Source organism: Pseudoalteromonas luteoviolacea DSM 6061 (assembly GCF_001625655.1).
Classification (GTDB): domain Bacteria; phylum Pseudomonadota; class Gammaproteobacteria; order Enterobacterales; family Alteromonadaceae; genus Pseudoalteromonas; species Pseudoalteromonas luteoviolacea.
The window spans coordinates 1-26,160 of record NZ_AUYB01000148.1 but is presented as its reverse complement, the minus strand read 5'-3'; the positions used below and the strand labels follow the sequence as shown (position 1 = coordinate 26,160).

Annotated in this window: 17 protein-coding genes; 9 read left to right on the top strand and 8 right to left on the bottom strand. The window is 42.8% G+C overall.

The window, feature by feature from the left end:
- The first annotated feature begins 62 nt into the window (after window positions 1–62).
- Both N475_RS23250 and N475_RS23245 read left to right on the top strand, forming a co-directional pair.
- On the top strand, window positions 63–1,472 hold the full coding sequence (locus N475_RS23250; RefSeq protein ID WP_063356744.1) for an alanine/glycine:cation symporter family protein: 1,410 nt from the start codon (window positions 63–65) through the stop codon (window positions 1,470–1,472).
- Complete coding sequence (locus N475_RS23245; RefSeq protein WP_063366042.1) at window positions 1,473–2,174, top strand: hypothetical protein; 702 nt, start codon at window positions 1,473–1,475, stop codon at window positions 2,172–2,174. It abuts the gene before it with no gap.
- A 3-nt stretch (window positions 2,175–2,177) separates the two neighbouring features.
- Here N475_RS23245 and N475_RS23240 read toward each other — a convergent pair whose 3' ends face one another.
- Window positions 2,178–3,224 (bottom strand): PLP-dependent cysteine synthase family protein, encoded by a 1,047-nt coding sequence (locus N475_RS23240; protein ID WP_063366041.1) that lies wholly within the window; start codon window positions 3,222–3,224, stop codon window positions 2,178–2,180.
- A gap of 298 nt (window positions 3,225–3,522) precedes the next feature.
- On the opposite strand from N475_RS23240, the gene N475_RS23235 reads away from it, so the two are divergent.
- The gene (locus tag N475_RS23235) at window positions 3,523–5,304 is read left to right on the top strand and encodes an ABC transporter transmembrane domain-containing protein (protein WP_063356741.1); all 1,782 of its coding nucleotides are present in this window, start codon (window positions 3,523–3,525) and stop codon (window positions 5,302–5,304) included.
- A gap of 66 nt (window positions 5,305–5,370) precedes the next feature.
- Here the strand turns inward: N475_RS23235 and N475_RS23230 are convergent, their stop codons facing one another.
- Window positions 5,371–5,889 (bottom strand): GrpB family protein, encoded by a 519-nt coding sequence (locus tag N475_RS23230; RefSeq protein WP_063356740.1) that lies wholly within the window; start codon window positions 5,887–5,889, stop codon window positions 5,371–5,373.
- Window positions 5,890–6,075: 186 nt separating this feature from the next.
- Here N475_RS23230 and N475_RS23225 point away from each other — a divergent pair, with 186 nt between their 5' ends.
- Window positions 6,076–6,546, top strand: coding sequence for a CreA family protein (locus N475_RS23225; RefSeq protein ID WP_063356739.1), 471 nt, complete (start codon window positions 6,076–6,078; stop codon window positions 6,544–6,546).
- A gap of 50 nt (window positions 6,547–6,596) precedes the next feature.
- Here the strand turns inward: N475_RS23225 and N475_RS23220 are convergent, their stop codons facing one another.
- Entirely contained in the window at window positions 6,597–6,971 is a 375-nt protein-coding gene (locus N475_RS23220) for a YybH family protein (RefSeq protein WP_063356738.1), read from the bottom strand.
- Window positions 6,972–7,072: 101 nt separating this feature from the next.
- Here N475_RS23220 and N475_RS23215 point away from each other — a divergent pair, with 101 nt between their 5' ends.
- Complete coding sequence (locus N475_RS23215; RefSeq protein ID WP_063366040.1) at window positions 7,073–7,942, top strand: LysR family transcriptional regulator; 870 nt, start codon at window positions 7,073–7,075, stop codon at window positions 7,940–7,942.
- A 40-nt stretch (window positions 7,943–7,982) separates the two neighbouring features.
- On the opposite strand, the gene N475_RS23210 is transcribed toward N475_RS23215, so the two are convergent.
- Both N475_RS23210 and N475_RS23205 read right to left on the bottom strand, forming a co-directional pair.
- Window positions 7,983–10,076 carry an alpha-amylase family protein gene (locus N475_RS23210; RefSeq protein ID WP_063356736.1) on the bottom strand — a complete coding sequence of 698 codons (2,094 nt, stop codon included), beginning with the start codon at window positions 10,074–10,076 and terminating at the stop codon, window positions 7,983–7,985.
- Between the two features lie 128 nt (window positions 10,077–10,204).
- Window positions 10,205–11,719 (bottom strand): response regulator, encoded by a 1,515-nt coding sequence (locus tag N475_RS23205; protein WP_063356735.1) that lies wholly within the window; start codon window positions 11,717–11,719, stop codon window positions 10,205–10,207.
- 246 nt (window positions 11,720–11,965) lie between these two features.
- On the opposite strand from N475_RS23205, the gene N475_RS23200 reads away from it, so the two are divergent.
- The 3 genes from N475_RS23200 (at window position 11,966) to N475_RS23190 (ending at window position 20,369) form a co-directional block, all read left to right on the top strand.
- The gene (locus tag N475_RS23200) at window positions 11,966–17,506 is read left to right on the top strand and encodes a response regulator (protein ID WP_063366039.1); all 5,541 of its coding nucleotides are present in this window, start codon (window positions 11,966–11,968) and stop codon (window positions 17,504–17,506) included.
- A 94-nt stretch (window positions 17,507–17,600) separates the two neighbouring features.
- Window positions 17,601–19,151 (top strand): winged helix-turn-helix domain-containing protein, encoded by a 1,551-nt coding sequence (locus N475_RS23195; protein ID WP_063366038.1) that lies wholly within the window; start codon window positions 17,601–17,603, stop codon window positions 19,149–19,151.
- Window positions 19,152–19,244: 93 nt separating this feature from the next.
- Window positions 19,245–20,369, top strand: a complete 1,125-nt coding sequence (locus N475_RS23190; RefSeq protein WP_063366037.1) for a hypothetical protein — start codon at window positions 19,245–19,247, stop codon at window positions 20,367–20,369.
- Between the two features lie 99 nt (window positions 20,370–20,468).
- Here the strand turns inward: N475_RS23190 and N475_RS23185 are convergent, their stop codons facing one another.
- Window positions 20,469–21,707, bottom strand: coding sequence for a right-handed parallel beta-helix repeat-containing protein (locus N475_RS23185; RefSeq protein ID WP_063366036.1), 1,239 nt, complete (start codon window positions 21,705–21,707; stop codon window positions 20,469–20,471).
- A gap of 162 nt (window positions 21,708–21,869) precedes the next feature.
- Between N475_RS23185 and N475_RS23180 the strand changes: the two genes are divergently transcribed.
- Window positions 21,870–22,988 (top strand): LamG-like jellyroll fold domain-containing protein, encoded by a 1,119-nt coding sequence (locus N475_RS23180; RefSeq protein WP_063356730.1) that lies wholly within the window; start codon window positions 21,870–21,872, stop codon window positions 22,986–22,988.
- A 49-nt stretch (window positions 22,989–23,037) separates the two neighbouring features.
- Here N475_RS23180 and N475_RS23175 read toward each other — a convergent pair whose 3' ends face one another.
- Together N475_RS23175 and N475_RS23170 are read right to left on the bottom strand one after the other, a co-directional pair.
- Window positions 23,038–23,586: a hypothetical protein gene (locus N475_RS23175; protein WP_063366035.1), complete on the bottom strand. Its 549-nt coding sequence runs from the start codon at window positions 23,584–23,586 to the stop codon at window positions 23,038–23,040.
- 110 nt (window positions 23,587–23,696) lie between these two features.
- Complete coding sequence (locus N475_RS23170) at window positions 23,697–25,745, bottom strand: S9 family peptidase (RefSeq protein ID WP_063366034.1); 2,049 nt, start codon at window positions 25,743–25,745, stop codon at window positions 23,697–23,699.
- Window positions 25,746–26,160: the final 415 nt, after the last annotated feature.

Below are 26,160 nucleotides of genomic sequence, written 5' to 3'. Positions count from 1 at the left end.
TACCAGTTGCTTGAAGCATTGAGTCTTATTCCATAACCGATACGCAGATCAGGGTAGGCATTATGAGCGAGTTTATAGTTGGGCCAATGAATAATTTGTTGTGGGGAGATGGCCAGCTCCTCATTTATGTCCTGCTGTTTGCCGGAGTCTGGTTTAGTGTTCGGTTGCGTTTAATACAGCTGCGTGAGTTTACGCATATGTTTAAACTGCTAAAAAAAGAGGGTAAATCAGACCCACAAGGGATCAGCTCATTTCAAGCATTGTGCACGGGGTTAAGTGCGCGCGTCGGTACGGGTAACTTGGCTGGTGTTGCAATGGCCATCTCTTTAGGTGGTAGTGGTGCTGTGTTTTGGATGTGGGTTATCGCACTGCTTGGTATGGCTACGGGGTTTGCCGAAAGTGTACTTGGGCAGCTTTACAAAGTGCGAGATAGCCACAAAGAGTTTCGGGGTGGGCCAGCTTATTACATCCGCTTAGGGCTCAACCAAAAGGGCTTAGCAGTGCTTTTTTCTCTGTGCTTATTTTTGGGTTATGGGGCGAGTTTTAGTGCAATGCAAGCCAATACGATTGCTGAAGCTCTGAATAATACTTTTGCAATTTCGACAAGTACAAGTGGAATTGTGATCGCAGCGGTTGCTGGCGTAATTGTAATGGGCGGGTTTAAGCGTATTGCAAGGTTTGCTGAATTAGTCGTACCATGGATGGGACTCGCTTTTGTCGCAACCGCCGTGATTATTGCTGCAATGAACTTTACCCAATTACCCGCTCTGCTTTTAGACATCGTACTTTCTGCATTTGGGTTGACAGAAGCATCTGCCGGAGCGTTGGGAGCTGCAATCAAAAGTGGTATCCAACGTGGCATGTATTCCAATGAAGCTGGTGCGGGGAGTGTGCCGCATGCAGCAGCTGGCGCAGCACCAAAGCCAAATCATCCTGTGGCCCAAGGGTATATACAAATGTTAGGGGTATTTTTAGATACCATCGTGCTGTGTAGTTGTACCGCAGTGGTGGTATTGCTCGCGGGCGTTGGATCTAGCGGAGAAATCGCCGGAATTGGCGTTACTCAATACGCTATGTCGGTACATTTTGGTGATTATGGTGATGACTTTATTGCAGCAGCTATTACTTTATTTGCTTTTACCTCAGTGGTTGCAAATTATGCTTATGCCGAAAGTAACCTGCACTTCTTTCATCTAGACAATAAATGGGGAAAAGGGGCTTATACTGCGCTCTATTTATGTATGGTAGTTTGGGGGGCAAATGCCAGTTTAAAAGAGGCATGGAACCTTGCTGATATGTCACTTGGACTGATGACCATGGTGAATATATACGCGATCATTCAACTGACCCCAACAATTGTAAATTTGATGCAGGATTACGCAGATAAAAGGCGCGCTGGCAAAGATATGGAGTTCCGCCGTAGTGAGGTAAATGTGCAGGGACAGGTGGCTGAAGGTGTTTGGAAAGACTAAATGAAATCATGGCTTAATTATTTCAATCCTAACCGCGGTAACGATAAATACTCAACGAATATGTCAGTTATTACCATGCAACAGTTAGGTCAAAAAAAAGAGGCTGTACTACAAGGTTTGCTTGAAGACTCCTTGCAAAACCCTTTTATTACGGTGCGTTATCACTTAGGTAGGCGGGCGACAGATCCATTAACGGATAAATTTGAAAGCATTGCTTTGGTCGATGTGGATAAATTTATTACCTCGAACCGCTGGGAAGTGCGTGCTGAAAATATGTGGCAACAGGGGGTGTATACCTTAGTGTTTGGTGATAACAAATTGTTGGATGTTTTAAATACACGTTCGATTTTTTATGCCACTACTGATCATGAAGAGGCTTTGTCATATTTACGATTAAAAAGCCAAAGTGATTTATATAAGCCACTTTATACTCATGTGATCCAACCAATGTTATTAAGCTACCAACGCCAGTTTGCACAAAAGCAAACTTCAGAGCAGACCTTTTTAGAGGTTAAACTTTTGAAGGTATTGATTGAGTCTTATTGCGAAATAATGAGGCGTCCTGAGTATGAACAAAAGTGGAGCAAGCAAGTCAGAGCGGCTGTTGAGACACATTTTAATGCATGCATAGCCGCCAATCATGTTGGTCGCTATAGCGATGAGCAAATAGCCAAGGCCTGTAACATTTTACAGGCCTTTTGAGGATTACACGCTAAACCACTCGTTTAACTTTGCTTGGTAGGGGGTGATGTCGCCGATGTGTTTTTCTACCCACTCTGGATTGTAATAGGTGTTTAAGTAGCGATTACCACTATCACAGATAAGCGTTACGATGGCGCCGCCCTTGTTGTTGTTTTTCATGCTTTCTGCGGCACATAATGCGCCCCATAAGTTTGTTCCTGTAGAAGGCCCTGCTTTTCTTCCAGTAAACTCCTCTAACCACAGCATTGCAGCAATGCTTGCGGCGTCTGGTACTTGCATCATGTGATCAATAACATCAGGCTGAAATGACTTTTCAACTTTAGGGCGTCCAATTCCCTCTATTCGACTTGAACGACCAGTACAAATAGCATCGCTTTTTTGTGTGTAGCCCTCATAAAATGCCGAAAATTCAGGATCAACTACCATCAGTTCCGTTGCATAACCTTTATACAAAATATAGCGGCCAAGTGTTGCTGATGTGCCGCCTGTGCCGGCGCCCATCACCACAAGATCTGGCACTGGGTGAGGCTCGTACTTCATTTGATTGAAAATGCTTTCAGCAATATTATTGTTACCGCGCCAATCCGTAGCGCGCTCGGCATACATAAACTGATCCATAAAATAGCCATCTAACTTTTCGGCTAGCTCAACTGCTGTGTCATGCATGTCTGTTGCACATTCTACAAAATGACATTGCCCACCATAAAATTGGATTTGGTCAATCTTGCTTTGAGCGGTTGAAGCTGGCATTACGGCGACAAAAGGGACGCCAATCATTTGAGCAAAGTAGGCTTCAGAAACGGCTGTGCTGCCTGAAGAGGCTTCAATTACTGGCGTGCCCTCTTTGATTTTGCCATTACACAAAGCATACAGAAATAATGAGCGCGCAAGTCTATGTTTTAAGCTACCTGTGGGGTGGGTACTTTCATCTTTAAGATATAGATAAATGTCATTGAACTGGGGAATTTGGAACTTAAATAAGTGTGTATCAGCAGACCGATTTTGGTCCGCCTCTATTTTGGCAATGCTTTGTTTAACCCAGCTTTTCATTTTATCTTGCTCCTGTCGCGCTGAACAATTTCAGTTAAGTGTCGTTTAGTAGTTTAGATATTCTTTTTAGTTATAACTTATTCTACACTTGTTGTGGTTGTATTTTAAGCTTTATTTGAATGCGCGTTTTTAGTCGTAAATCACCAAAACTTAAAACGGCGATGTTTTTCAAAAAGGCCGATAATTATGGCAGTGTTTTTAATAATAGAGCTGTGGCAGACTTATACAATTGCAATATGCTGTCGAAGTTTTTGATTTCACCGACATATAGAGCGCTATTCAATTTAAGGAGTTGCTATTGAGTGCCAAAGACACCCAGCCTGAACGGGCCATTACTAGTTTATTACCCATTGTTTCTTTTATAAAACCCTATAAATGGGTTGCTGCTTTGGCACTGTTTGTACTGTTGGTTACAGCAGCTCTGAACTTATCTATTGGTCAGGGAGTGAAGTTTGTTATCGACAGCGGGTTTATTGCTGGCTCTAGGGAACAATTGACCCAAGCCATTGGCAGTTTGGTGATATTAATTTCCTTGGTTGCCGTGGGAACATTTTGCCGATTTTATCTGATGAGTTGGCTAGGAGAGCGAGTAAGTGCAGATATTAGAAAGGCAGTGTTCAATCAAATAGTACATTTGCACCCGAGTTATTTTGAGGAAAACCGTAGCGGTGAATTGATGTCTAGATTGACCACAGATACGACCTTATTACAGTCGATTGTGGGCTCATCTTTTTCCATGGCCCTTAGAAGTTCACTGGTGCTGATCGGTGGACTAATCATGCTGTTAGTGACGAATTTAAAACTCACCTTACTGGTAATAGCCTGTGTGCCACTTACGTTAGTGCCCATCATGATATTTGGTAAGCGGGTACGTAAACTGTCTGAAAACAATCAAAGTGCGATTGCTGATATTAGCACTTACGCTGGTGAAATAATCCAGCATATTAAGGTTGTACAAAGCTACACCCATGAGGAAAAGGAGAAGCAATCGTTTGGTGGAGAGGTTGAAAAAGCGTTTGGGGTTGCTAAGCAAAGCATTAAACAGCGCTCTTTTTTAATCGCAGCTGTGATTTTTCTCACTTTTGGGGCTATCAGTGCGATGTTGTGGGTTGGTGGTATGGACGTGCTAGAGGGTCGCATGACAGGAGGTGAGCTTGGCGCATTTATTTTTTATGCCATTATGGTAGCCACGTCTGTTGCGACAATCGCGGAAGTGTATGGTGAGTTGCAACGCGCGGCAGGTGCTGCTAGTCGCTTACTTGAGTTGCTAAAGATCAAAAGTTTGATTCAAAACGTGCCTAATACCAATGAAATGAAGGCCCATGGCGAAACCGCCATTTCGTTTAATAATGTTGACTTTTATTACCCGTCTAGGCCGGATTCTGCCGCGCTTAAGGAAATAAACTTGAATATTGAGCAGGGCAAAATCGTTGCTTTGGTAGGCCCTTCGGGTGCGGGAAAAACAACATTGTTTGAATTACTGCAGAGGTTTTATGACCCACAAGTTGGTGAGATTGAGTGCCGAGGTGAAAACATAAAATTACTCTCTTTGACAGATCTTCGACACAGTATGGGGATGGTGCCTCAGCATCCAGTGCTGTTTAGCTCTGACGTTTGGCACAATATTCGTTATGGCAATCCAAATGCGTCGGACGAACAAGTTGTTGAAGCGGCAAAGCGCGCCCACGCTCATGACTTTATTGAGCAGTTACCTGAGGGTTATAACAGCTTTTTAGGAGAGCAGGGAGTACGGCTTTCCGGTGGTCAAAAACAACGTATTGCTATTGCGCGAGCGATTTTAAAAGACCCAGACATTCTATTGCTTGACGAGGCAACCAGCGCATTGGATGCACAAAGTGAGTTTCACGTGCAAGCTGCGCTTAACGAATTGATGCATACGCGTACAACATTGATAATAGCCCACCGCCTCGCAACCGTGACACATGCAGATTTGATTGTGGTAATGGATAAAGGCCAGGTTGTAGCAACCGGTACTCACCAAACACTTCTTGAGGAGTCGAGGTTGTATCAGAGGTTATGTGAGTTGCAGTTTGACAAGGCAAACCCAGCGCCAGTTTAAGCACACATTAAGACCACTTACTGACACCAAGTAAGTGGCCCTCTATATCAAGGCGAAATGGACTTACTACAGGCGACTTAAAAGCGCTTTAACAAACGGTGATTTAGCTTTTCCATACTCGTCTTGATGGCGCTTACCCGTGGCTAGTACAGCCTGCTTTTGTTGTTCGTAGGCTGCTCTATCATCAGGGTTAGCAAGCATATGTTGTTTATAAGCGAGTTGTTTTAAATGCTCTTCGCTATTGAGTTCGATAACGTGGGCATGAATATTAAACTTTTCGTCATCAAATATCACACCAATGTCTTTGCGAGGCCGTGTATCAGGAAATGGAGTATCGCTATGTTGTGCGGTAAATCCAAAGCTTTCTAAATGGCTTACTGCCTGTTCTCGGCAACCTGCCTGATAAAGAATCGAAATATCTATGATGCCTTTTCCACCGACTTCAAATGATGAAGAGCCAAAATGAATAAACTCAAAACGAGGGTCACTCAGGCGTGCGATAACTGCTTTAGCAACTTCAAGGTAAACTGGGCGCCAAACATTAAAACTCGCAGGGACTAATTCATAGGGGCAAAATTTTATCATTGTTACGTTCTTCACTCTTTTGTTGAGTGTACATTTTGCCTCGCTAAATGATGAATAACAAACTTGTAGGTATTTCCGGTGACTTTTATTGCGTAAGATCGAGATAATGCAAAGTAGTGTTCATTGATTTATGGTTTAATTTAATCAACCTTAGGATAAAACAGTTACTTTACAAGAGGGAGTGATATGAAAAAGCCAATACTGTGTGGAATAGCACTATTGTTGTTAGCTGGTTGCTCAGATAGCGAAGTAGGTGATGTGTCACTGGGCTTGTTTACGCTCAAAGACATTAAGTTAGACTCAATGATAGACCCTGTGGTGACAGGGGTAACCTGTCATGTTGCCAGTGTTGAGGCGGATCTCAGTCTATCGGATCCGAGCGACAGTTCAATTTCGTGCCGTCAGACTGGTGAAATCACAGCGCAAATGATAGCGCAAATAGATAAGTCCAAATCCGGAGAAGTGGTATTTAAAAAATCTAAAAGTATCTTTTTAAAATCTATGAAGGTACGTCGGATTTATGATCCCAAGAGTCAAACACTCATGTATTTGTCATATAGTACCAAAGAAACGTCGGGCAGTTTTAAACACAGCTTGTCAACTGTGCCTTTATGGGGCACTGAAGCTTATGTCCAGCCCTCACAAAAGGCACAGTAGTCATTGTTCAGCCGGCACTGCTCAATTGGGGTCGGCATTGAAAGCTTAAGCTATCGCTCACCTTGTACTTCAAATTCGTCAAATATTAATCTCGCGTGGCCATCGTCTTCCACTATCCAATGCTCTTTGTGTACAACTCCATATGCCTTGTTCATGGTCCATTTAGATGTTAGTAGGTAGCCCCCTTGTGGTGATGCTTGCCAATCAACATCAGTATATTCAACGTTGGTAAAGCCCTGTGAAATGATATCTCGCCAAAATTGCTCGATTTGCTCGCGCCCTGTAAAGGTACCAAATGGTCGCGCATGCATAACAGCATCATGGCAGTACTGTGCCGCACAGCCTTTGGCATCTTGGTTATTGAATGCGTGTTGCCATGCGGCGATACCTGCTTTGCAACGCGTGAGTGCTTGTGATTCTGTCATTATCGTTATCCGTTAGATTAAGTTTGTCACAGTTTAGAAAATTTATTACATTATAAAAACAGAATAAATAGAACGTATTGTTTAATTAAAAGAGACAATCAATGAACAAATTGCGTCACATGTCATTGTTCGCACATATTGTAGAAAGTGGATCTATTACCGCCGCCGCCAACTCATTGGAACTATCGAAGTCCGTACTTAGTCAGCACCTCAAAGCTTTGGAGCAAGATTTGGGTGTAACATTGCTCAAACGTACAACTCGAAGGCAGAGTTTAACGCCGGCAGGAAAAACGTTTTATGAGCAATGTAAGGTACTCAACCAAACGGCATTACATGCTTGGCATGAAGCACAGCAGTTTAGTCAGGTTGCTAAAGGGAAGGTCCGAATAACCGCGCCTAATGCGTTGATGTCCACATTGATTGCACCGGCACTGGCTAAAGTGTGCATTGCGCACCCGCAACTCGAACCTGAGCTGATTGCTGATGATAGACAGTTAGATTTGCTGGAAGACAATATCGACTTGGCCATTCGTGTGGGTAACTCAAAAGATTGTGACGCGAAACAGCGTTTGATTGGTGAGTTTAAGGATGTATTGTGTGGCACGGCTGAAGCTGTGAAAAATTATCATCTTGGTCATCAAAGGTATATTGCAAACCTTTGGCAAGGTACTGATATACAACATACGTTGATAAATGAAAAAGGGGAGAGTGAACATTTCACTGCCATCGCAAATTGCGTGGTTAATTCATTTGATACCAGCTTTGCATTGATTAATAGCGGCGCGGGTATTGGATTAGTGCCCGAATTTAAATTAGCAGAGCCAAATTGCAATTTGCATCCCGTCTTTCCTGATCATCAGCTTACGAGCAATCCAGTATTTGCACTTTACACATTCAGTAGACAGGTGCCGTTAAGTATCGGAGTGTGTTTGCAAGGTATTGAAGCGCAGTTAGCAAAAACAATGGCTTAACAGGGCGTTGGCGCACTCGTAAGCCATTGTAAATAGTGGGCTAGTTTACTGGGTAAGGAACGTAATCACTTTGTAAAACGTAAACAGCGTAGCCTCTACTAGGAGCGCTGAAATAGCCTCGACCATCTTCATAAATTCTGACCGTATCACTTGGCTCAAAGGCATTAACTAGGGTCTTACCTGCAAAGTTTGACAAGCCATTAGCATGGGTTGTAACCCAGAGCCCCTTGCGTTGTGAATCATGGTTGTTGAGCACGATTATGGCGCCTTGTTTCGATGTTTTGCCATTGCGTCTTGCCACATAAACGTGTTGTACATCACCAAATGGATTACCAGACTGTGATAACACACTTAGTTCGCCATCTAGATAAGTATTTCGGGCGAATATAAGCTGGTTGATATTTTGCTGTAATGTGATTGGCGCAGTAATTTCCTTGGATGGGTCATGGTAGTCATGCTGCTTTACGCCATAGTAATGTGAATAAAATACGGTGGGCTTTCCTTCATGGGTTAGAATGTAAGCATACGCCATCTTAAAATCCTTATTCACCCACTTGTCATGTTCTTTACCGGTATCATGATTTTCTACAAAGGTGACAACCTCTGTTCCGGCTAGTTGGTTGCCTGTTTGGTTACGTACAAGCCCCGCGTGATTGAGTGTACGCATATCAAAGTGCTGATTTTGATTCGTCATCTGTGTCAGTGCTGACTTTAAAGGAAAGTCAAATACATCAATGTCCGCACCATGTGCCTTGACGGTATCGACCCAAGCTTTGATGCTGCTATCTCCACCCCAATATTCGGCTACAACAAAAGGCTGCTGGTTCTGTTCTTTTGGCAAGCTTTTTACCCACTGTGCGGCAAATTCAGGTTGGAATCCGCGTACAAAGTCGAGTCGAAACCCATTGAACTTATGCTCCGTCTTGAGCCACTTTCCCCAGTCAATTAACTTTTGCTGTACACGAGGAGAAAAGGTGTTGCTGTCATTACCAAACATTTTGGTGTTAGTGATTATGTTGTCACTACCCAACTCCCCTAGCCAGTCATGCTCATCAACTGGATGAAAATCACTGAACTGCCAACCATCATCTGTATTGGGAATATTAGCGTATTGATTACGTTGTGGGGGCGTGATTTTTGTATTGGTATGGGCAACTAAATGCGTGTCAGTAATTTCAACTGTTGGCGCAGAACCATTGGCTTGTTGCCAAACCTCAACGGGAAAGTAGCCATTACTTTGGGCTGCGTCTGTCCAATCCTGAGTACTGGTTATAGGGCCTTGCTTGGCGCTTAGAGTGATAAATAGGTCGCTTTTTGTGGCAATATCTAAATAGTATTCGTCAATGTCTTGTTTATCGATAATTTGGCCGCGCAGCGCTAAATTCAGGCCTGGAAAAGCATTATTACCTGCACGGATTGTTGAAAAATTGCCATCGTTTGGCTCTTGTTCAACATGGGTACTGTTTGTAACCTGCTTTCCTTTACTGTCGGTAATTGTGAGCTGGTAGCCACGTTGATTGATGTCTTGCGCCCATGGCATCGTTGAACCATAACCTTGGATTTTGATAAAAACTCGCCCCTGTACACCTTTCAATTGCCAACTTATTTCATTGCTTGGATAGGCTACATGTTGATGGTTATGTGCTTTGTGCTGAGCATAAGCTTTGACTGCGGGGTTAGGTTCGCTATCTTGTTCATTGGTATAGATGTGGTTGAGTACGACATCGGCGTAAACATCTATATTATTTTGTTGCAACTTGGCAATCATCTCACTCAATTCTTGTTGGCTACCAAAACGAGTTTCTATCGTGCCTTTTTGGTCGTAAGTACCTAAGTCGTAATGGTCATAAATACCGTATCCCATATCAATGATCCCCCAATTACCTTTTGAAGGCGGTGGGATCCAAATACTAGAAAAACCCGCTTCAGATAGTGCGGGGGCTTTATTGGCTAAGTTGTCCCACCAAATCCCATTTTTGTTTTGCTCATCAACGGGAACATCCCAATAAAATCCCTGTAGCATTACATCGTCGGTGGCGCTACTGGTTGGAGAGAAGCTCAAAGGTAAGCATGCTGCAAATATATAGCAGCAGGTACGTTTATAGGTGCAAAAGCTATTTTTTAAAGTAGACATGGCTATTCCTTGCAAGAATGTTGCGCGATTTTTATACGCCTAGAATTGCTAAGGTAGCACTTTTGTAAATATTTTGTTTTGAATACGTATGCATCCCTGCTTTATAAAGGTGAAAGAGTCCAACTGCATTAACCGATTGGCATACTCACAAATACTTCGGTACCAGACTCTTCATCACTGCGATATTCAATAAAGCCATTTTGTTTTTCCGTGAGCTTTTTAGCCGTGTAAGTACCTAGCCCTGAGCGCTCTCCTTTGCCATGGGAGACAAATTTCTCAAAAAATTGACTGCGGATTGACGCGGGGATAGGGTCTGAATTTAGAATACTCAAGGTATGCACTTGGTTGTCGCTGCGTGCACTGATACTCACTAATTTTTGTGTATTCGAAGCCTCTAAAGCATTTTGAATAAGCTGGGTAAGCACCGTAAAAAGCAATTGCTGGTCGCCTTTAATTTTTAACCCAGGTGCAAGGTTGTTTGCTATTTGGATTTGCTCTTTGGAAATAATGTGGCTGAGCCCCAATAGAACTTTTTCAACCACCTCGTATAGAGGAATAGTTGAAATCGACAGAGAGTATTCATCTCGTTCTATTTTCTGCAGTGCTTGCATATTGTCTACATGGAGCTGGAGTTGCTGGCAATGCTGTTGAATATGATCCAAATACTGTTGGGCTTTTTCTGGCTCATTTAAATGATCGGAGAGCTTGCTGCTTGCGCTTTGAATATCTCGTATAGGTGCAATAATTTGATGTTGGTTCATATTATCAAATTGATCTTGGAGCTTGGCATTTTCCATCATGGTATCGATCTGATTACGCATCAATCGGTTTGATTCTATGGCGCGGCAATGGGCCTTAACTCGAGATCGCACAATTGAGGGGTTAGCTGGCTTAGTGATATAGTCGACCGCGCCTAATTCTAGACCTTTTACGATGTGCTCAGTTTGCTCTAAAGCAGATAAAAATATCACGGTAATATGCTGTGTTTGAGGGTCTGACTTTAATCGCTTACAAACTTCAATACCATCCATATCTGGCATCATAATGTCCAGTAGCACTAAATCCGGTTGAGGTTCCATTGCACAAATTTGCAGTGCTTTTTTACCGTTGAGCGCCGCTTTAACTTTGTAGTCTTTGCGCAAAATATCACTGATAACTTTGATGTTATCGGCCACATCATCAACAACCAGCACTTGTGTAATGTGTTCTTGCTGAGCCTGCTCAGTTGCATTTTGCTTGATCGCTCTGACAGGTTTGCTGAGTGCTCTTTGCAATCGGGAGAGTAAAATTTGGCTAGAGAACGGTTTTACTATGTATTCAGAGACTCCACTTTGAATGGCCTGCATCACGTTGCTTTGGTCTATAGTTGCAGAGGTCATGACAAAAGGGATATGTGCAGTACGTGGGTTACTGCGTACCCACTGTAGTAAAGAAATACCATCGAGTTTTGGTAATTGCCACTCTGAGATGATGAGATGTATGTCGTGGTAGGTGAGCTTTTCTCTGGCGTCCACCCCATTTGAGCTTTGTACGACTGTAACATCACCGAGTTTTTTGGCTGTACTGGCTATCATCGAGCGGATAGTTTCATGGGGCTCTACAATGAGAACTGTGATGGATTGGCTACTGTCACTACTGGTCATTGGATCCTCCACGCGATTCCGTTTAAAAAAAATTAAACGCTAATTAGCTGCCTTTGCGCACGCGACTTCATAACTGAGTGATAGTTAGACAAAAATTAACTGTTCTTATTTTGCACATGTTCTTCAAAAGTGTCTAATAATTATGCATACAGAATTCAAATTTAGATACTAAATTATCCCATAAAGCAGCGTAGGCTGTTAGGAGAACCAAACGGTGAGAATAAAAACTCAATCAAGGAGTCAGGTATGAAGCCTTTGCGGCTATTACTCGTAGTGGTAAGTTCGTTTGTATTGGTTGCCAGCAAATTGTGCTGGGCACAAATAAAAGTCGAGAGTATTTCAGCCTATAATGGTTTGGCAAACCCGCAAATTTACGCTGTCTCTAAAGATCCGCAAGGGTTTATGTGGTTTGGCAGTGCCGATGGCGTAAAGCGATATGACGGCTATGAATTTATCAGCTTTAATCACGACCCCAATGATCCTAATTCGCTGTCAGCAAATAGTGTTGGGGCACTCCTTTTCGACAAACAGGGTCGCTTATGGGCTGGGACTTGGGGTGGTGGACTCAACTTATTTGTCCGAGAGCAGCAACATTTTGTGCATTTCAAGCACGACCCTAATGAGCTTACGTCCCTCGGTGCGAATAAAGTTCAATCTTTATTTGAGAGTCGTGATGGTACTTTGTGGGTTGGTACCAGCGGCGGTGGACTCAATCGAATGCGCGAAGACGGGCAGAGTTTCGAACGCTTTGTACATGTAGATAATGACCCCAGCAGCATAGGAAACGACCGAGTATGGAGTATTAGCGAAGATCTAAATGGCGGGATCTGGGCTGGCACATCCAATGGGCTTTACCGGTTAGATCGTGATACCGGGAAATTTCAGGGATTTGGAGTGGCGGAAAATTCCCTAGATCACGCTGAGGTTAGACAGGTTTCAGTTGATGAACTAGGTCAAATTTGGGTTGCTACCAGAACAAGCTTTGGGTTGTTTAATCCAAATATTAATGAGTATAAGACATACAATTTACCAACTGGCACATTGCCAAGTGTAACGCGATTAATGCACTTTAACGGCGATATATTATTGGCCACCTTTGCGGGGATCTATCGATTCTCTCCAAGGCTGGAACAGTTTTTATCACCTATTCCAAACAGTAAGCTTGCTCTGTTACAAAATAGAGACGTGCGCCAAGTACTAGTCGATGATAGTGGTTTATTGTGGGCTGCGACGCGCTACTCTGGAGTTCAAAAAGTCTTTCCAAACCCGCCTGCCTTTATGTCTTGGCAAGATTATCTGCAAGATGAGCTGTTGTCGGGATTATTTAATCAAGTACTCACAGCTGAAATGGCGGCTCAGGGCGGGGTCTGGTTAGGCACAGGGCGCGGATTAGTCCATTTTGATGGCAAAGAAACATTCATTCCTTTTGCCGATGCGGAGACACTTCAAGGCAACTATCGCCTTCGTATTCATAGTTTGGCCCGAGATGAAGCGGGGCAACTATTTGCGGGTACCAGTTTTGGCTTATATAAAGTGGATGAGCTAAATAAAAAACTCGAGTTAGTTACGCTTTCTTGGCTTCAGGATTCTCGTCGCTCTGTGGAGCATGTGAGTTTTGATAGGGCAGGAGAAATGTGGCTAGTGCTGTCTGGTCGAGATGGCATGGTACGTTGGAATAGAAATACCGATGAAAAGCGCAATTATATTCCGCAACAAGATCTAGAGTTTGTATTTCACGACAGTGAAGGACAAGTTTGGGCTGGTACCGATGGCGAAGGGGTGTTTAGAGTCGATCCATCAAATGGTAAGTTTGAGCAGTTTACTGCCTATGGCAATAAAGTGGGCCCCAATGGCAACTACGTCACCCACGCAATGCAGCAGGGCAATCAAGTTTGGCTCGCGACTAATCGCGGTGTAACAAGCTTTGACTTAGCCTCGAAAGCTTTTAAGCAGTACGTCAACACTGCTTCTCAAGTCAACTTTGCCGTTAAGTCTATTGTGTCCGACGAAGAGGGATTTTTATGGTTTGCAAGCGCCAGTGGTGTGTTTAAATTTGATCCTACCTACGGTATTTTTCATCAATTCACTACCAATGATGGGTTGATCAATCATCATTTCTTGGCTCGTTCATTCGTTAAGTTTGAAGATCGCATCTTATTTGGCAGTATCGATGGTATTACAGGATTTAATCCTAAGTCAGTTCGTGTAAACACCAGCGCCCCGCCAGTTGCTTTCACTCAAGCTTTTGTTGATGGCAAAGCGATAGACATTCAAAGTGGGCGAGTTTTACTAAATCATAATGATAAAAATTTGTCGATTCACTTTGCCGCGCTAGATTATCAGGCCACAGGTGACAACCGATATCGTACTTGGTTAGATGGTTACCATGAAGGTTGGAGCGCAACGACACCTGATCACACCGTGAATTATCGCGAGTTACCGCCAGGTGAATACCAGTTAAAAGTACAAGGCAGTAATAATCACGGGGTGTGGAATCAAACCGGCATTGAACTGACTATTGTTAGCGTGCCAGCTTGGTACCAGACCTTATGGTTTCGAATTACCTTACCTGTGTTAATGGTGATACTGCTACTTTTCTTATTCTGGCTAAGAGTAAAACAACTCAGAGCAAATAGCCTTGAATTGGAGCAGAAAATTGCACGAAGGACACGCGATATTGTTGTTTTAGGTGAGGTGGGTAAAGAGGTTGCGGCCACTTATGATATGCATGTGATCAGTGAAACAATTTACAATCATTTGAGCACAATTTTACACTGCGAATTTTTTGCCGTAGGCGTATTTTATGAAGAGCAGCAATACATTGATTACATTTACGCTATGCAACAAGGTGAGCTGTACGAGGCTTTAGAAAGCCACACCAAAGTGGTGAGCAGTGCTGACGTTTATTGTGTTGCTAATGGTAAGGAGTTTTACGCCGCCAGTGATGAGAGCTGGCAGAAGATGGATCTCAAAGCTTGCAATAACCTTTATGGTGAACAGACTAAGTCCGTTTTCTGTGCCCCGCTAGTTGTAGAAGGGAAAGTCCTCGGGGTGTTTACTGTGCAATCGAATAAGCCACGGGCTTATAAAGAAGTTCACTTGAATGTACTTCGTACAGTTGCCAATCATATCGCCGTGGCGCTCGCTAACTCACTGTCATACAGCGAGTTAAAAGAGGCTGAGCAGCGTTTGGAGTTAGCTATGCAAGGGGCCAATGCTGGTACTTGGGAGTGGGATTGTCAAAACGACAAGCTGGTCACAAATACAATTTGGTCAACCATGCTGGGGTATCAAGAGGGTGAGCTTGAGTTGCAATATGGAGAAACGATTAACCGATGGCGAAGCCTTTTACATCCTGATGACTTAGGCCATGTGGAAGGTGCTTTACAAGCACATTTGAGCAAGCAATCTAAGACTTATCGTGCTGAGTTTAGAATGAAAACTGCCGATGGCGGTTGGAAGTGGATTTTGAGTATGGGCCGCAGTGTCAATATTAATCAAGATAGTCGCCGTAAAGAAATGTTTGGCATTCATATGGATATCTCTGACGCCAAAGAATTGGAAACCGCGCTGAAGCAGGCGAAAGAGCGCGCGGAAAGTGCAACACAAGCAAAGTCAGACTTTCTTTCAAATATGTCCCATGAGATCCGAACGCCGATGAATGCCATTATTGGCATGAGTTATTTGGCACTCGAAACCCAGTTAAATCATAAACAGCGCAACTATGTAGAGAAAATTCATCGAAGTGCTGAATCGCTGCTGGGTATTATCAATGATATTTTGGACTTTTCAAAAATTGAAGCTGGCAAACTAGATATAGAACATGTGGAGTTTTGTCTAGAAGAGACAATCGGAAGCTGTTTGGATGTTATTTCAGTAAAGGCCAAGGAAAAAGGTCTTGAGCTTAGCGCGCATATTGATGCTGCTATTCCATCACACTTGATTGGCGATCCGCTGCGAATTTCGCAAATATTACTCAATTTGGGAAGCAACGCAGTGAAATTCACTGAATTGGGTGGAGAAGTGTTACTAGATGTCAGATTGGAGAGTCAATTTGATGGCGATATCACTTTGAAATTTGCTGTGATTGACTCTGGTATTGGCATGACATCTGAACAGCAGGCGAAGCTTTTTGCCTCCTTCTCACAGGCGGACACGTCGACTACTCGTAAGTATGGGGGCACTGGCCTTGGGTTAGCGATAAGCAAAAAGCTGGTGGAATTAATGCATGGAGAAATTCATTGTCAGAGTGCGCTTGATGTTGGGAGTACATTTAGCTTCACATTGGTTGTGAACGACGCGCTTAAAGAACCGGAAGCTCTGACTGAATTTGATATTAAAAATGCCTTAATCATTGATGGCAACTCAAGTTCAAGTCGTAATTTACAGTCCTGTTTGAGTCGTTTTGAGATTGATGCGCAGTGTGCAGTTTCTTTCCAAGCAACCGACCTAGTAGAGCAAGCGGGTGAAAAAGATGCCGTATTTATAGATGCACGAATTGAAAATGAAATTGGGCTGTTAAAACAACTTAGAGCGAATGGGAATGAGACGCCTTGTATTGTCATGCCGCTCTATGAATTTCAACCTATTGAGGCTTATTTAGAGTCATTTGGCAGTACTACCTATTTACAAAAACCCTTTTTACCTACTGCGGTATACGGGTGCTTGCAACGGGTACTCGGTTTGCAAAACGACACGGTTATGACTGAGGGTGAACTGAAGTCCTCCAGAACGTCACTAGCTGGGGCACATTTACTGTTGGTAGAAGATAATGATTTAAACCAGGAGCTAGCTATTGCGCTGTTAACGGGTCAAGGCATCTCAGTGGAAGTGGCCGAGCATGGCGCACAAGCACTGGAAAAATTGGCAACAAACCGATTTGATGGCGTACTAATGGATTGCCAAATGCCTGTTATGGATGGGTATACTGCAACCAGAAAAATCAGGGAGCAAGCGCAATACGCATCTCTACCTATTATTGCAATGACAGCGAGTGTGATGATGGATAATCAAGAAGCTGCATTGGCTTGCGGCATGAACGACATTATTGGTAAACCTCTGAATGTGGAAAAAATGTTTGCAACATTACAAAAATGGATTGTGGTTTCGAATAACTCAATACAGACGGCTGAACAGCCCGCTGAGAGAGTGAATAGCGAAAGTGGTTATCCAATTATCGAGGGCATCGATAATCAGGTAGCGAAGTCTATTTCACAAGGAGATGTCGCGCTATTCACGCGATTACTAAAACGCTTTTCAGACAAACATCAGCATTTTACCCAACACTTTGATGAGGCATTGCAAGAGGCAAGCACCGATCCTGATGCGCCCATGCGCTGTGCACACACGCTCAAAGGCACAGCTGGGAATATTGGAGCAACTGGCGTTCAGGCGGTGGCTGGAGAGTTAGAAAGTGCTTGTGCTGAGGGATTGCCTGTTGAAGAGGTAATAGAGCGTGTGCACAGCCAACTGGATCCTCTAATTGAGAATATTAACCTCGTATTACTCGGGCTTTCATCAGAGCAGCCTGAACTATCTAATGAGATACAAGTGCAAATTTCACAGGAAGAAATAGAACAGAAGCTGGTGACATTAACAACGCTTCTTGCTGATTATGATACGGACGCCATTGACTTGGTTGGTGAGCTATTGCCTGTGTATCAGGGAACGGAGTTTTTTGATTCTTTTAATAAACTTAACCTTTTAATTGATGACTACGATTTTGATGCGGCAAATGAACTACTGACTCAAATCAAGCCTAAGCTATTAGTGCAAGAGCAGGCATAATGATTTATAAAAATTAACGATGTGAGGTTAGACGTGCCAGTTGACTCGTATTAGTATGGGGTGTTTTTAGCATAAGCGTAAAAGAGAGTCAGGTTTGAAAAAGCAGTTTATCAGCTTAGGGTATCGAGTTGATGGTCATACATTCAGTGTTGAAAATGCGGCAGGTGAGCGGTTGAAAATAAGGCCTAAAACTTGTCAATTGCTACTGGTGTTAATGGAAAACCATCAACAGGTATTAAGTAAGCATAAACTGCTTGAATTAGTGTGGCCTAATGTGGTGGTGGATGAACAGGTGGTATTTCAATCTGTTAAAGAGATTCGTCAGATATTTCAACCTCATGAAGTCATTAAAACGCTACCAACACAGGGCTATCAATGGATTGCACCAGTAAAAACCCACTCGTATGCTGGTCTATTCTCCTTACCCCCCTCGGTGATTGTATTTGCTGGATGCTTATTATTGAGTGGCATTGTTTATATTGGTATGAGCCAATTGGTTACGAGCTCGTCGGGTGATGCTCTAAAGCAAATCGAGCAATCAGCAGCAGAGCAGTTACAAGGTTCGATTGTTATTTTACCGACGCAAAATCTGGTTGCGGGCAATGATTACGACTGGGTGAGACTTGGCTTTATGGATCAATTGATACAACGCTTACCCAGCGAGCCTTCGTTTGGTGTGCTTCAAACTGATTATGTGATGGAGGTGATGAGTCGGGCAGGAATGCGCTTGTCTTCGGCTGCACTACAGTCATCTAACTCGGTGCAGCAGAAGGTGTTAGCCAGTGATTACAGTGACCATGATATAGAGCAAATTTTTACAGTATCCGGCGCGCAATTGATTGTTGTGTCTAAGTTAATGGGCACGCCTCATGACTATCAATTAAGTTACAAACTGTACTGGCCACATAAAAACATGCAAGGTGTGATTTTTGGCAGTGATACAAGAACTTTACTTGACGAGTTGGCAATACGCTTAAAGCGTTTAACGGGGAGTGAGGTGGCGCTTGAAACACACTCATACCACAGCGACTTTTTCAATGAAATGATGGGGCGGGCACTGGAGCTTAAACTGCAAGGTGACATTGAGGGGGCCGTCAGCTTGCTACAAGCTTTGATAACGCAAACACCTCAAAATATTACTGCACGGCGGGTTTTAATCGAGTTACAGCTGTCACAAAGACATTTAGGGCAGGCTCTCAGTTTACTGGAAAAAAGTATTCCTATTGCAAAGGTGTTAGAAAACCACCATGAGTTAATTCGACTTGGCTATTTACATGCTTTACATGCCGCTATGAAACACGAGCTGCCATTGGCAAAGGCTCGGGTTAATGCAGTTGCCCAGTTGGCTAAGGAACACAAGGATTGGCTGTATCTAGCATACAGTGTTGACCTTTTAGGTCATATTGCAATGCGAAGCAATCAATTTGACACCGCAAAAGCATTGTACAGTGAGGCCAAGTCTTACCATCAAATATTACGCTGCCCAGTGGGGGAAGCGACCTCTTGGCTGAACCTCGCAAAGCTTGCTCAGCAAATGGAAGTGCAGGATATGTATGATGAAGCACTCGACAATGCGACCGACATTGCGCGTGCCAGATCACTCAATGCTATCCTAAATGAAATCAATGAATTTAAAAATAAGTAATATTTTCAAAGGTTTTAAATAATTTCAGGAAGTTTTATTGGTTATTTTTTGAAATCAATGGGACAACAGCAGCTCAATTTATAGGAGTTGTATATGTCGAGATTTCAGTCCCGCCCATTCATTGGGGTGATTTTGTTTTGCGCACTGCTAATTATGCTAGTGACCTCTGTGATTATGTTTTCAAAACAACATAACGCCCTGATTGCACTGATGCATACCTTAGTGGGATTACTCATGGTGCTGGTGTTGGTATGGCACTTAATTAAGAATATTCGACCTTTGAAGCATTACCTTAATCCATTTCAAAAACATGCTGGACGGTTTTCCGTTGCTTGGCCGCTGGCAATTTGCGTCATTGCATACGTAGGTTTGGCACCGGTATTTCAGTTGGCACCGGCAATTGAAGTGTATCGCTTTGGTCAAACTTTAAAAGCAGCAGATAAAGCAGATAGTGATCCTGAACTGAAGTACGTGCAAAGAGAGGTGGAGGTACCAGAGGGCACTGGACAACGTATAACGGTGGAGCTGAAAAAAGGACCCTATTTTTTGTGGCCGCAATATGCACTGTGGATAGAAAGTGTATCAGGGGAGTTTGTGCAGCCATTGTATGTGACTGAAAAGCTCGCAACAAACCAATTTACCAATAAGGTTGTGAAAAAAGACCCTCATCAGGTATTTAATTCTCACTTACTAGTTGGCGAGGGACCTAATGCGTGGGATGTATTAGAAGGACAAGAAGATCCAGCCAGTAAAAATAGCCGTATGCGCCCTGAATCTCTGCCTGTATTTTTGCATCAATTAAATATGCGTGCAGAAAACGGCATGATGGTGCCAGACGATGATTCATTGACAATAGACGGCTTCAGTGGCGCGACAATGACTGACAACTTCATCTATACAACACGTTTGCAATCACCGCTACAAGGGCGACATCGAGTCCGTTTAGAAGTGAACCACTCCTTTGATTACAACACCTATTATTCTAGTGACAGGTTTTTGGATGACCCCATCTATTCTGGTGATGGTTACAGTGCGCAGCCTTCAGTTATCTATGAAGCGATTATTGATTTTGACAATCATGCAAATGAGACTCTTGCAGTTATGTCATTGGTAGGACATGGCCATCACTCAGGTAGAAATGGAGATATCTATGAAGATGTTAGCAATTTAACTACCGCATTGGAATTAGTAGAGAGAGTGATTGTAAGTGTTAACTAACTATCACTCTTTGATTTTGAGATAAAAAGCTGGGCGTGCCAAAAGGTCAGGTATGTTGGCAAGGATGACTAACGCACGCCCAGCGAAACTTTAATACCCCTATTTATCCCCTGCATGGTAAGCAGATTGGGTTATATAGTGGTGATTGTTGAGTTCATGCCTAATTACTTGATTATTGAGGTATGAAATTGTTTTTGGACGTCCAGCAGAATCCAAAGAGCCATCATTTTCAAAGCTGTTTTCGATGAGTTTGTGTGCTGAGGCCGTATTAACTGCGTAGAGCTTTATTGCGTAGCTTTGTGGATGTACGATCAAGTTGCTCTTGTATGAGTGTGGTGCACCACCAGAAATATTTGAGTCTTGTTGGGCACGATTACGAGCAAAGATGCCATTTTCACCAGGGTAAATAATATGGTTATTGCGTACGGTGATGTTATCGCCGTCAATCATCATCCCGTTGCCACCACTGCGATAAATGAGGTTATCTTTGACTTCAACATTGTCACCGCCGATCTGTATTCCTGTATTTTGCCAATGTGGGTCAAAAGGACTTACGCCAGTTCGGTAGATAGTATTGCGGGCGATGTAGGCATTGTGCTTGACTGAGTTAACTTGAATACCATCCGCAGCAATATGTTCTAAGCGGTTATCATAAATATGAATATCCTCAATTTTGTGCGGATATACCGTTGTAAGTTCGTTGTCACACATGAGGTTGCGAGATAGTCCAGTGTACCCAATGTACATGCCTTCACCACTCTCAGTATCGTGAATGTAGTTATTGTGAATGCGCAGTCCCGTCATGGTGAAGTTTTCTGCCCAAGTTTGCGGATCGCAAGTTGGGTCTGTTTTAATGAGCATACCTGCAAAGCGAGCTCGGTAAATCTCAATATGGTCGACTTCTATTTGTTCACTCAATGAGCCAATACCGAGGGTGCCGCCCAACCTAACGCCATATTCGGATTCATTTTCGACAGCGTTTGAGGTAATTCTGAGCCAGCGGCTATTTTCTACTGCAATGCTGTATTCGTAAGGGGAAAAGGTAACCACGCCATTTTGATTACGCAAAGTAACCGGGGCGTGTGTACTTCCTTGCACATTCCTTAACCTTAATGGTCCGCGTTCACCGGCTTCTAAACACACTGTATCACCCGCTTGAATAGCCATTTTATTGCCATCTACTAGGTGTTGAGTTGTGCTAATGTAGTGATCACATTGTGAATTTATTGGATCTTTAAAGCTTTTATTTTGGTTTGTTTCTGTTGCAAAAGCCGTGGTTATTGTGAGTAAATTAATGATAACCAGCGCTGAGTTGTGTGTTGTTGAGAGATTCGCCATTGGACACTCCATTATCAAATGTTTGAATATATTGTTGTTTCAAAGTGAATAAGAAAGCGCTTGTATGGTGTTCATGGAATGTAAAAAACACTAGAAAAACAGGGTAAATAAAGAGTAAAATCGTTTTTACCGGAAATGGGGAAGTATTACCCTTTGATATATATGGATAAAATTTTTATGGAAGAAAAGGGTTTTAGTTTAGAGAATTGTAAAGGCTTATGGGTTGGCAGTGTTTATGCAGATTTAAACACTAAAAGCTTAATGAAGAATGGTGAACAACAACCACTCTCAGAGTTGTCATTTACATTACTTTTGGCCTTAGTTGAGCATCAAAATACACCGCTTACCGCCGAGCAGTTACAAAATATTGTTTGGCAAGGAGTGATAACAGGGAATGAAAACGTTAAACAGCGTATCAGTATTTTGCGTAAAGCATTTCAAGCTTTAGATGACCAAGAGCAGATAAAAAACATTCGTGGCAAGGGCTACCTCCTCGCACAGCCCGTCAAGTTAGATCATGTGACTGATAGCAGACATTGGTATCTATTCGCAGCAGGTGCAGGGTTTATATTTATAAGTGTTGTGATATGGATGCTTTGGCCTAATGCTGAAACTAAGGTATTGAAAAGTGAGCAGTCTCAGCTATCAATCTCTCAAGGAGAGGTTATTCGACTCGCCAACAAAAAAGAAAATGTCGCATTTTGTCTAGATGGCTTTGATGATTATGTTGAAGTGCATGATGATGACTTGGACGTACACACAGGTGACTTCTCACTTTCAACCTGGGTAAAAACATCGTCACTTGGACAGCATATTATTGTTGATAAGCGTTACGAAGACCAAGTGTCAGATGTACAGGGTTACGTATTTTATATTGATGATGGCTTTTTGGCGCTTCAATTAGCCGATGGCAATGGCAGTTGGTACTGTCAGGAACCAGATTCCTCGTGTACGTTTTATGATTCTAAAGCGTTTATTGCGGATGATCAGTGGCACCATGTAGCAGTGAGTATTGATAGAGATCGCACTAAAGGGATCCGCTTTTATTTAAATGGAGAGTTTAACAGTGCGTTTGACCCTACAGGCCGTCAAGGTTCGCTGAGCAATGATATGCCACTACGTATCGGTAGCCGCTCTTCATATAAAACAGGGTTATTTAAGGGAGCCATCGGGGAAATTCAGTTTTATCATAAGGTGCTAACACCCTCAGAAATAAAGCGGGCATATCAAAAAGGCAACGCTAGGAGTTGCAGTGGTTCAGGAAACAAAGGCGGTATTTAAACATCGCAAATCTTGTGACAGTGCAGCAAGGCTACACTGTCACATGCGCTTAGCTATCATTTTCTTTGCGTTCTAAGATCATATCAATCATTTTTATACGTAGCTGTGCCTCTTGAGATTGGAGCTCTTTAAGTTGTTGCTCGAGCATTTCAACCTGTTCCTCTACTTGAGTGTTCTTGTAGTATTTACTTCCAACATGTTCACCTTGATCATTTTTTGGTGTGTCATCCACCTCTTGGATATGTTCAGTGTGTAGCGTTAATGCCCTTTGAATGGGGGCTTTTTTCAGTTCGCTTATCTCTTTTCGTAAATCTCGTATTTGTTCCTGAATTAGCGTCGTTACTTTTTCCAAATTCTCGTACTCGCTCTTAAAGTTTGGATTGCGAGCTTTATAGCCGTTCGCTTCTTCATCTAGTTCTTTGGTGATGATGGGAGGTTTTTCCTCTTCTTCTTTTTGTTGTTGCTGATTGTTTATGTGATTTGAATAGGCAAAAGAGTGCGCGCTAGGCAGATGATGCAGTGTCGTTTCATCAGGCGCTGTTATTGGTGGTTTATTTGATGCCTTAACATGTGAGTGGGTTAGGATTTTCGATAGCATACTGACTCCTTGTCAGAGTATGAGGTCATACCCAGCATATCGGCTAAAATGCGTTTTATTTTAGTTAATATTAAATAAAAAGGGGCGTTAGCCCCTTTTGAAAAGTTTGCCTACTTGTCTTGTGGCTTGCGGTACATTTCAAACCAAGCCAATGTATGTTCAATTTTTGAAATCATACGTGATGGTCTGCCAGCAATACCATGAGGTGCACCAGGCACACGAACGAGTACTGTATCAACTTTGCGCAGTTTTAGCGCTTGATAGAACTGTTCGGACTCTGACATAGGTGTACGTCTGTCTAATTCGCCCGTCATGATGAGTGATGGCGTTGTGACATTGCCGACTAACGAGAGTGGGGAGCGCTGCCAGTAATGTGCTAGGTTTTCCCAAGGAAGTCCTGGAAATTGATTGCGGATCTGGCCCAAGTAACTGTCAGCCGTCAGTACTTTACTGATCCAGTTGATAACCGGCTTGGTAATGGCTGCTGCGTTAAATCTATCTGTAAGCCCGATGGCATATGCTGTTGCTATTCCGCCCGCTGAGCCACCAGCTATGAATAGATTGTCTTGGTCAATAAAACCTTTCGCGATTAATGCATCTACGGCAGAATTGTGGTCGGCAAAATCTTCTTTTGAACTGTACTTGCCATCTAACAGCAGAGCAAAGCGCTCACCATAGCTAGTTGAGCCACGGTAGTTCACGTAAACCACAACGTAACCTTCTGCAGCATAGCGTTGTAACTCAGCACTAAAGTGTGGACCATAGGCTAAATGAGGACCGCCATGAATTTCGACCAACAAAGGGTACTTTTTAGATTTATCAAAGTTAGGCGGTGTAATATACCAACCTTGAATTTGCTCGCCGTCGAACTCTGATTTATACGTTATTTCATGGACTTCACCAAGTGTTTTACTGGCCAGTAAATCTTGATTAAGCTGAGTGAGAGTAGATTTTTTGCCTTTATAGAAATACCCCACATCGGCTGGAGAGTGGCTATTACCCTGTGTAAAGGCAATGGCACCATTGTTTGCCATAGTGAAATTTCCGCTCACATATGGGCGTCCGAGTGTGGTACCAGAGAGATCGTCAAGCAAAGGTTTTACTTTACCTCGTGAAGAGACTTTTGCTAGCAAACGCTTACCATGATCATCATATTGAATGACAAAATCACCTTTTCCTGACCACTGGTAGTCAGCCACGGAGCGGTCAAGATCTTGGGTTAACGTTTTTATTTTATTGTCTTTGGTACTTAGTAATGTCAACTTTGCATTAATATACGGTACAGGCTCGTTCCCACGACTCACAAAGGCAAGTTTATCGCCTTTGTTAGAAAACGTTGGGTTGTATTCTCGACCAGGTAAATCAGTCAGCTGAGTCAGAGTTGTAGAGTTGACATTCACTTTATACAGATCTGCTTCTGTGGTTCGATATTCCCACTCAGGGTGGTGATCTGATGAAAAAACTAAATGCTGATTGTCAGGGCTCCAAGCCAGAGGGCCATTATGTTGAAAGTCTCCCTGAGTGATTTGCCTTGGTGTGCCTCCATTGGCTGGTAGAACAAAAACATGGCGAAAAGCTGGTTCGATAAAACCTCGGCCATCGGCTTGATATCTCGCTTTATCAATTACTTTTACTGGTTCTGACCATTGGGCGCCTTTTGGCTTAGTTGGTAGTTTAACTGATTTGGCAAACGTAGATTTGCCCTGCGGTACGTTCATGGTAAACGCAATCTGTTCTCCATTTGGAGACCAAGTGATGTTGCTAACCGCTTTTGGTAATTGGGTTAGCATCGCCAATTTGTCTTGCTTCACCCAGTATACATGTAGCTGTCTTGAGCCGCTCCGATTGCTGGTAAATGCGATTTTACTGCCATCAGGAGACCAACGAGGTTGGCTATAATTATATTGGTCAGAAAACAGAGGGTAGTGTTCTTTTGTTTGTACATTGTAAAGCCAAAGCGCACGTTTTGGCTTATCGTTCATAATGTCAAAACTGTTGCGTTCATAGACTATTTTTTTGCCATCAGGGCTGATTTGAGTACTGGCTGCATACTCTAGTTGGAAAATATCTTCAGAATTGAGCTTTGCATCTGCATAACTATTTGCAGAAGCAAGTCCCAGCAAGGTGCTAAATGCAGCAAGGGTAAGTGTTGTTTTCATAATTCTTATTAGTTAATTGGGAATCCACTTACATTAAAATTGAAGCGCCGAAGAGACAAGTGTTATGAGATAGGCACACTTTGTGTAGGGTGAGTGGGGGTTAGAGCGTTTGATCTAGGTCAAAAGTATTTTATTTATAATTATTGATAAGATTAAAGGAGCTTTTTTATTGGCCTTTAAGGCTGTGTACCTGTTCAGTAGGGCAGGGGCTAGTTTTGTGCAATTATCAATGTGAGGATTGTTTTAGTTTGTGCATCTAATTGTTTTAATTCTACCCAATGCTATGTTTTAAAAGTACTTTTAAAAATAAATTATACTTTTGGTTTTTGTCTTTTTTGGGTATTTTATTTCCCGCCATAACCATGGCAGTAGATTAATTTAGATAAGGAAATAATCCAGGGCAAGAGCATGAAAA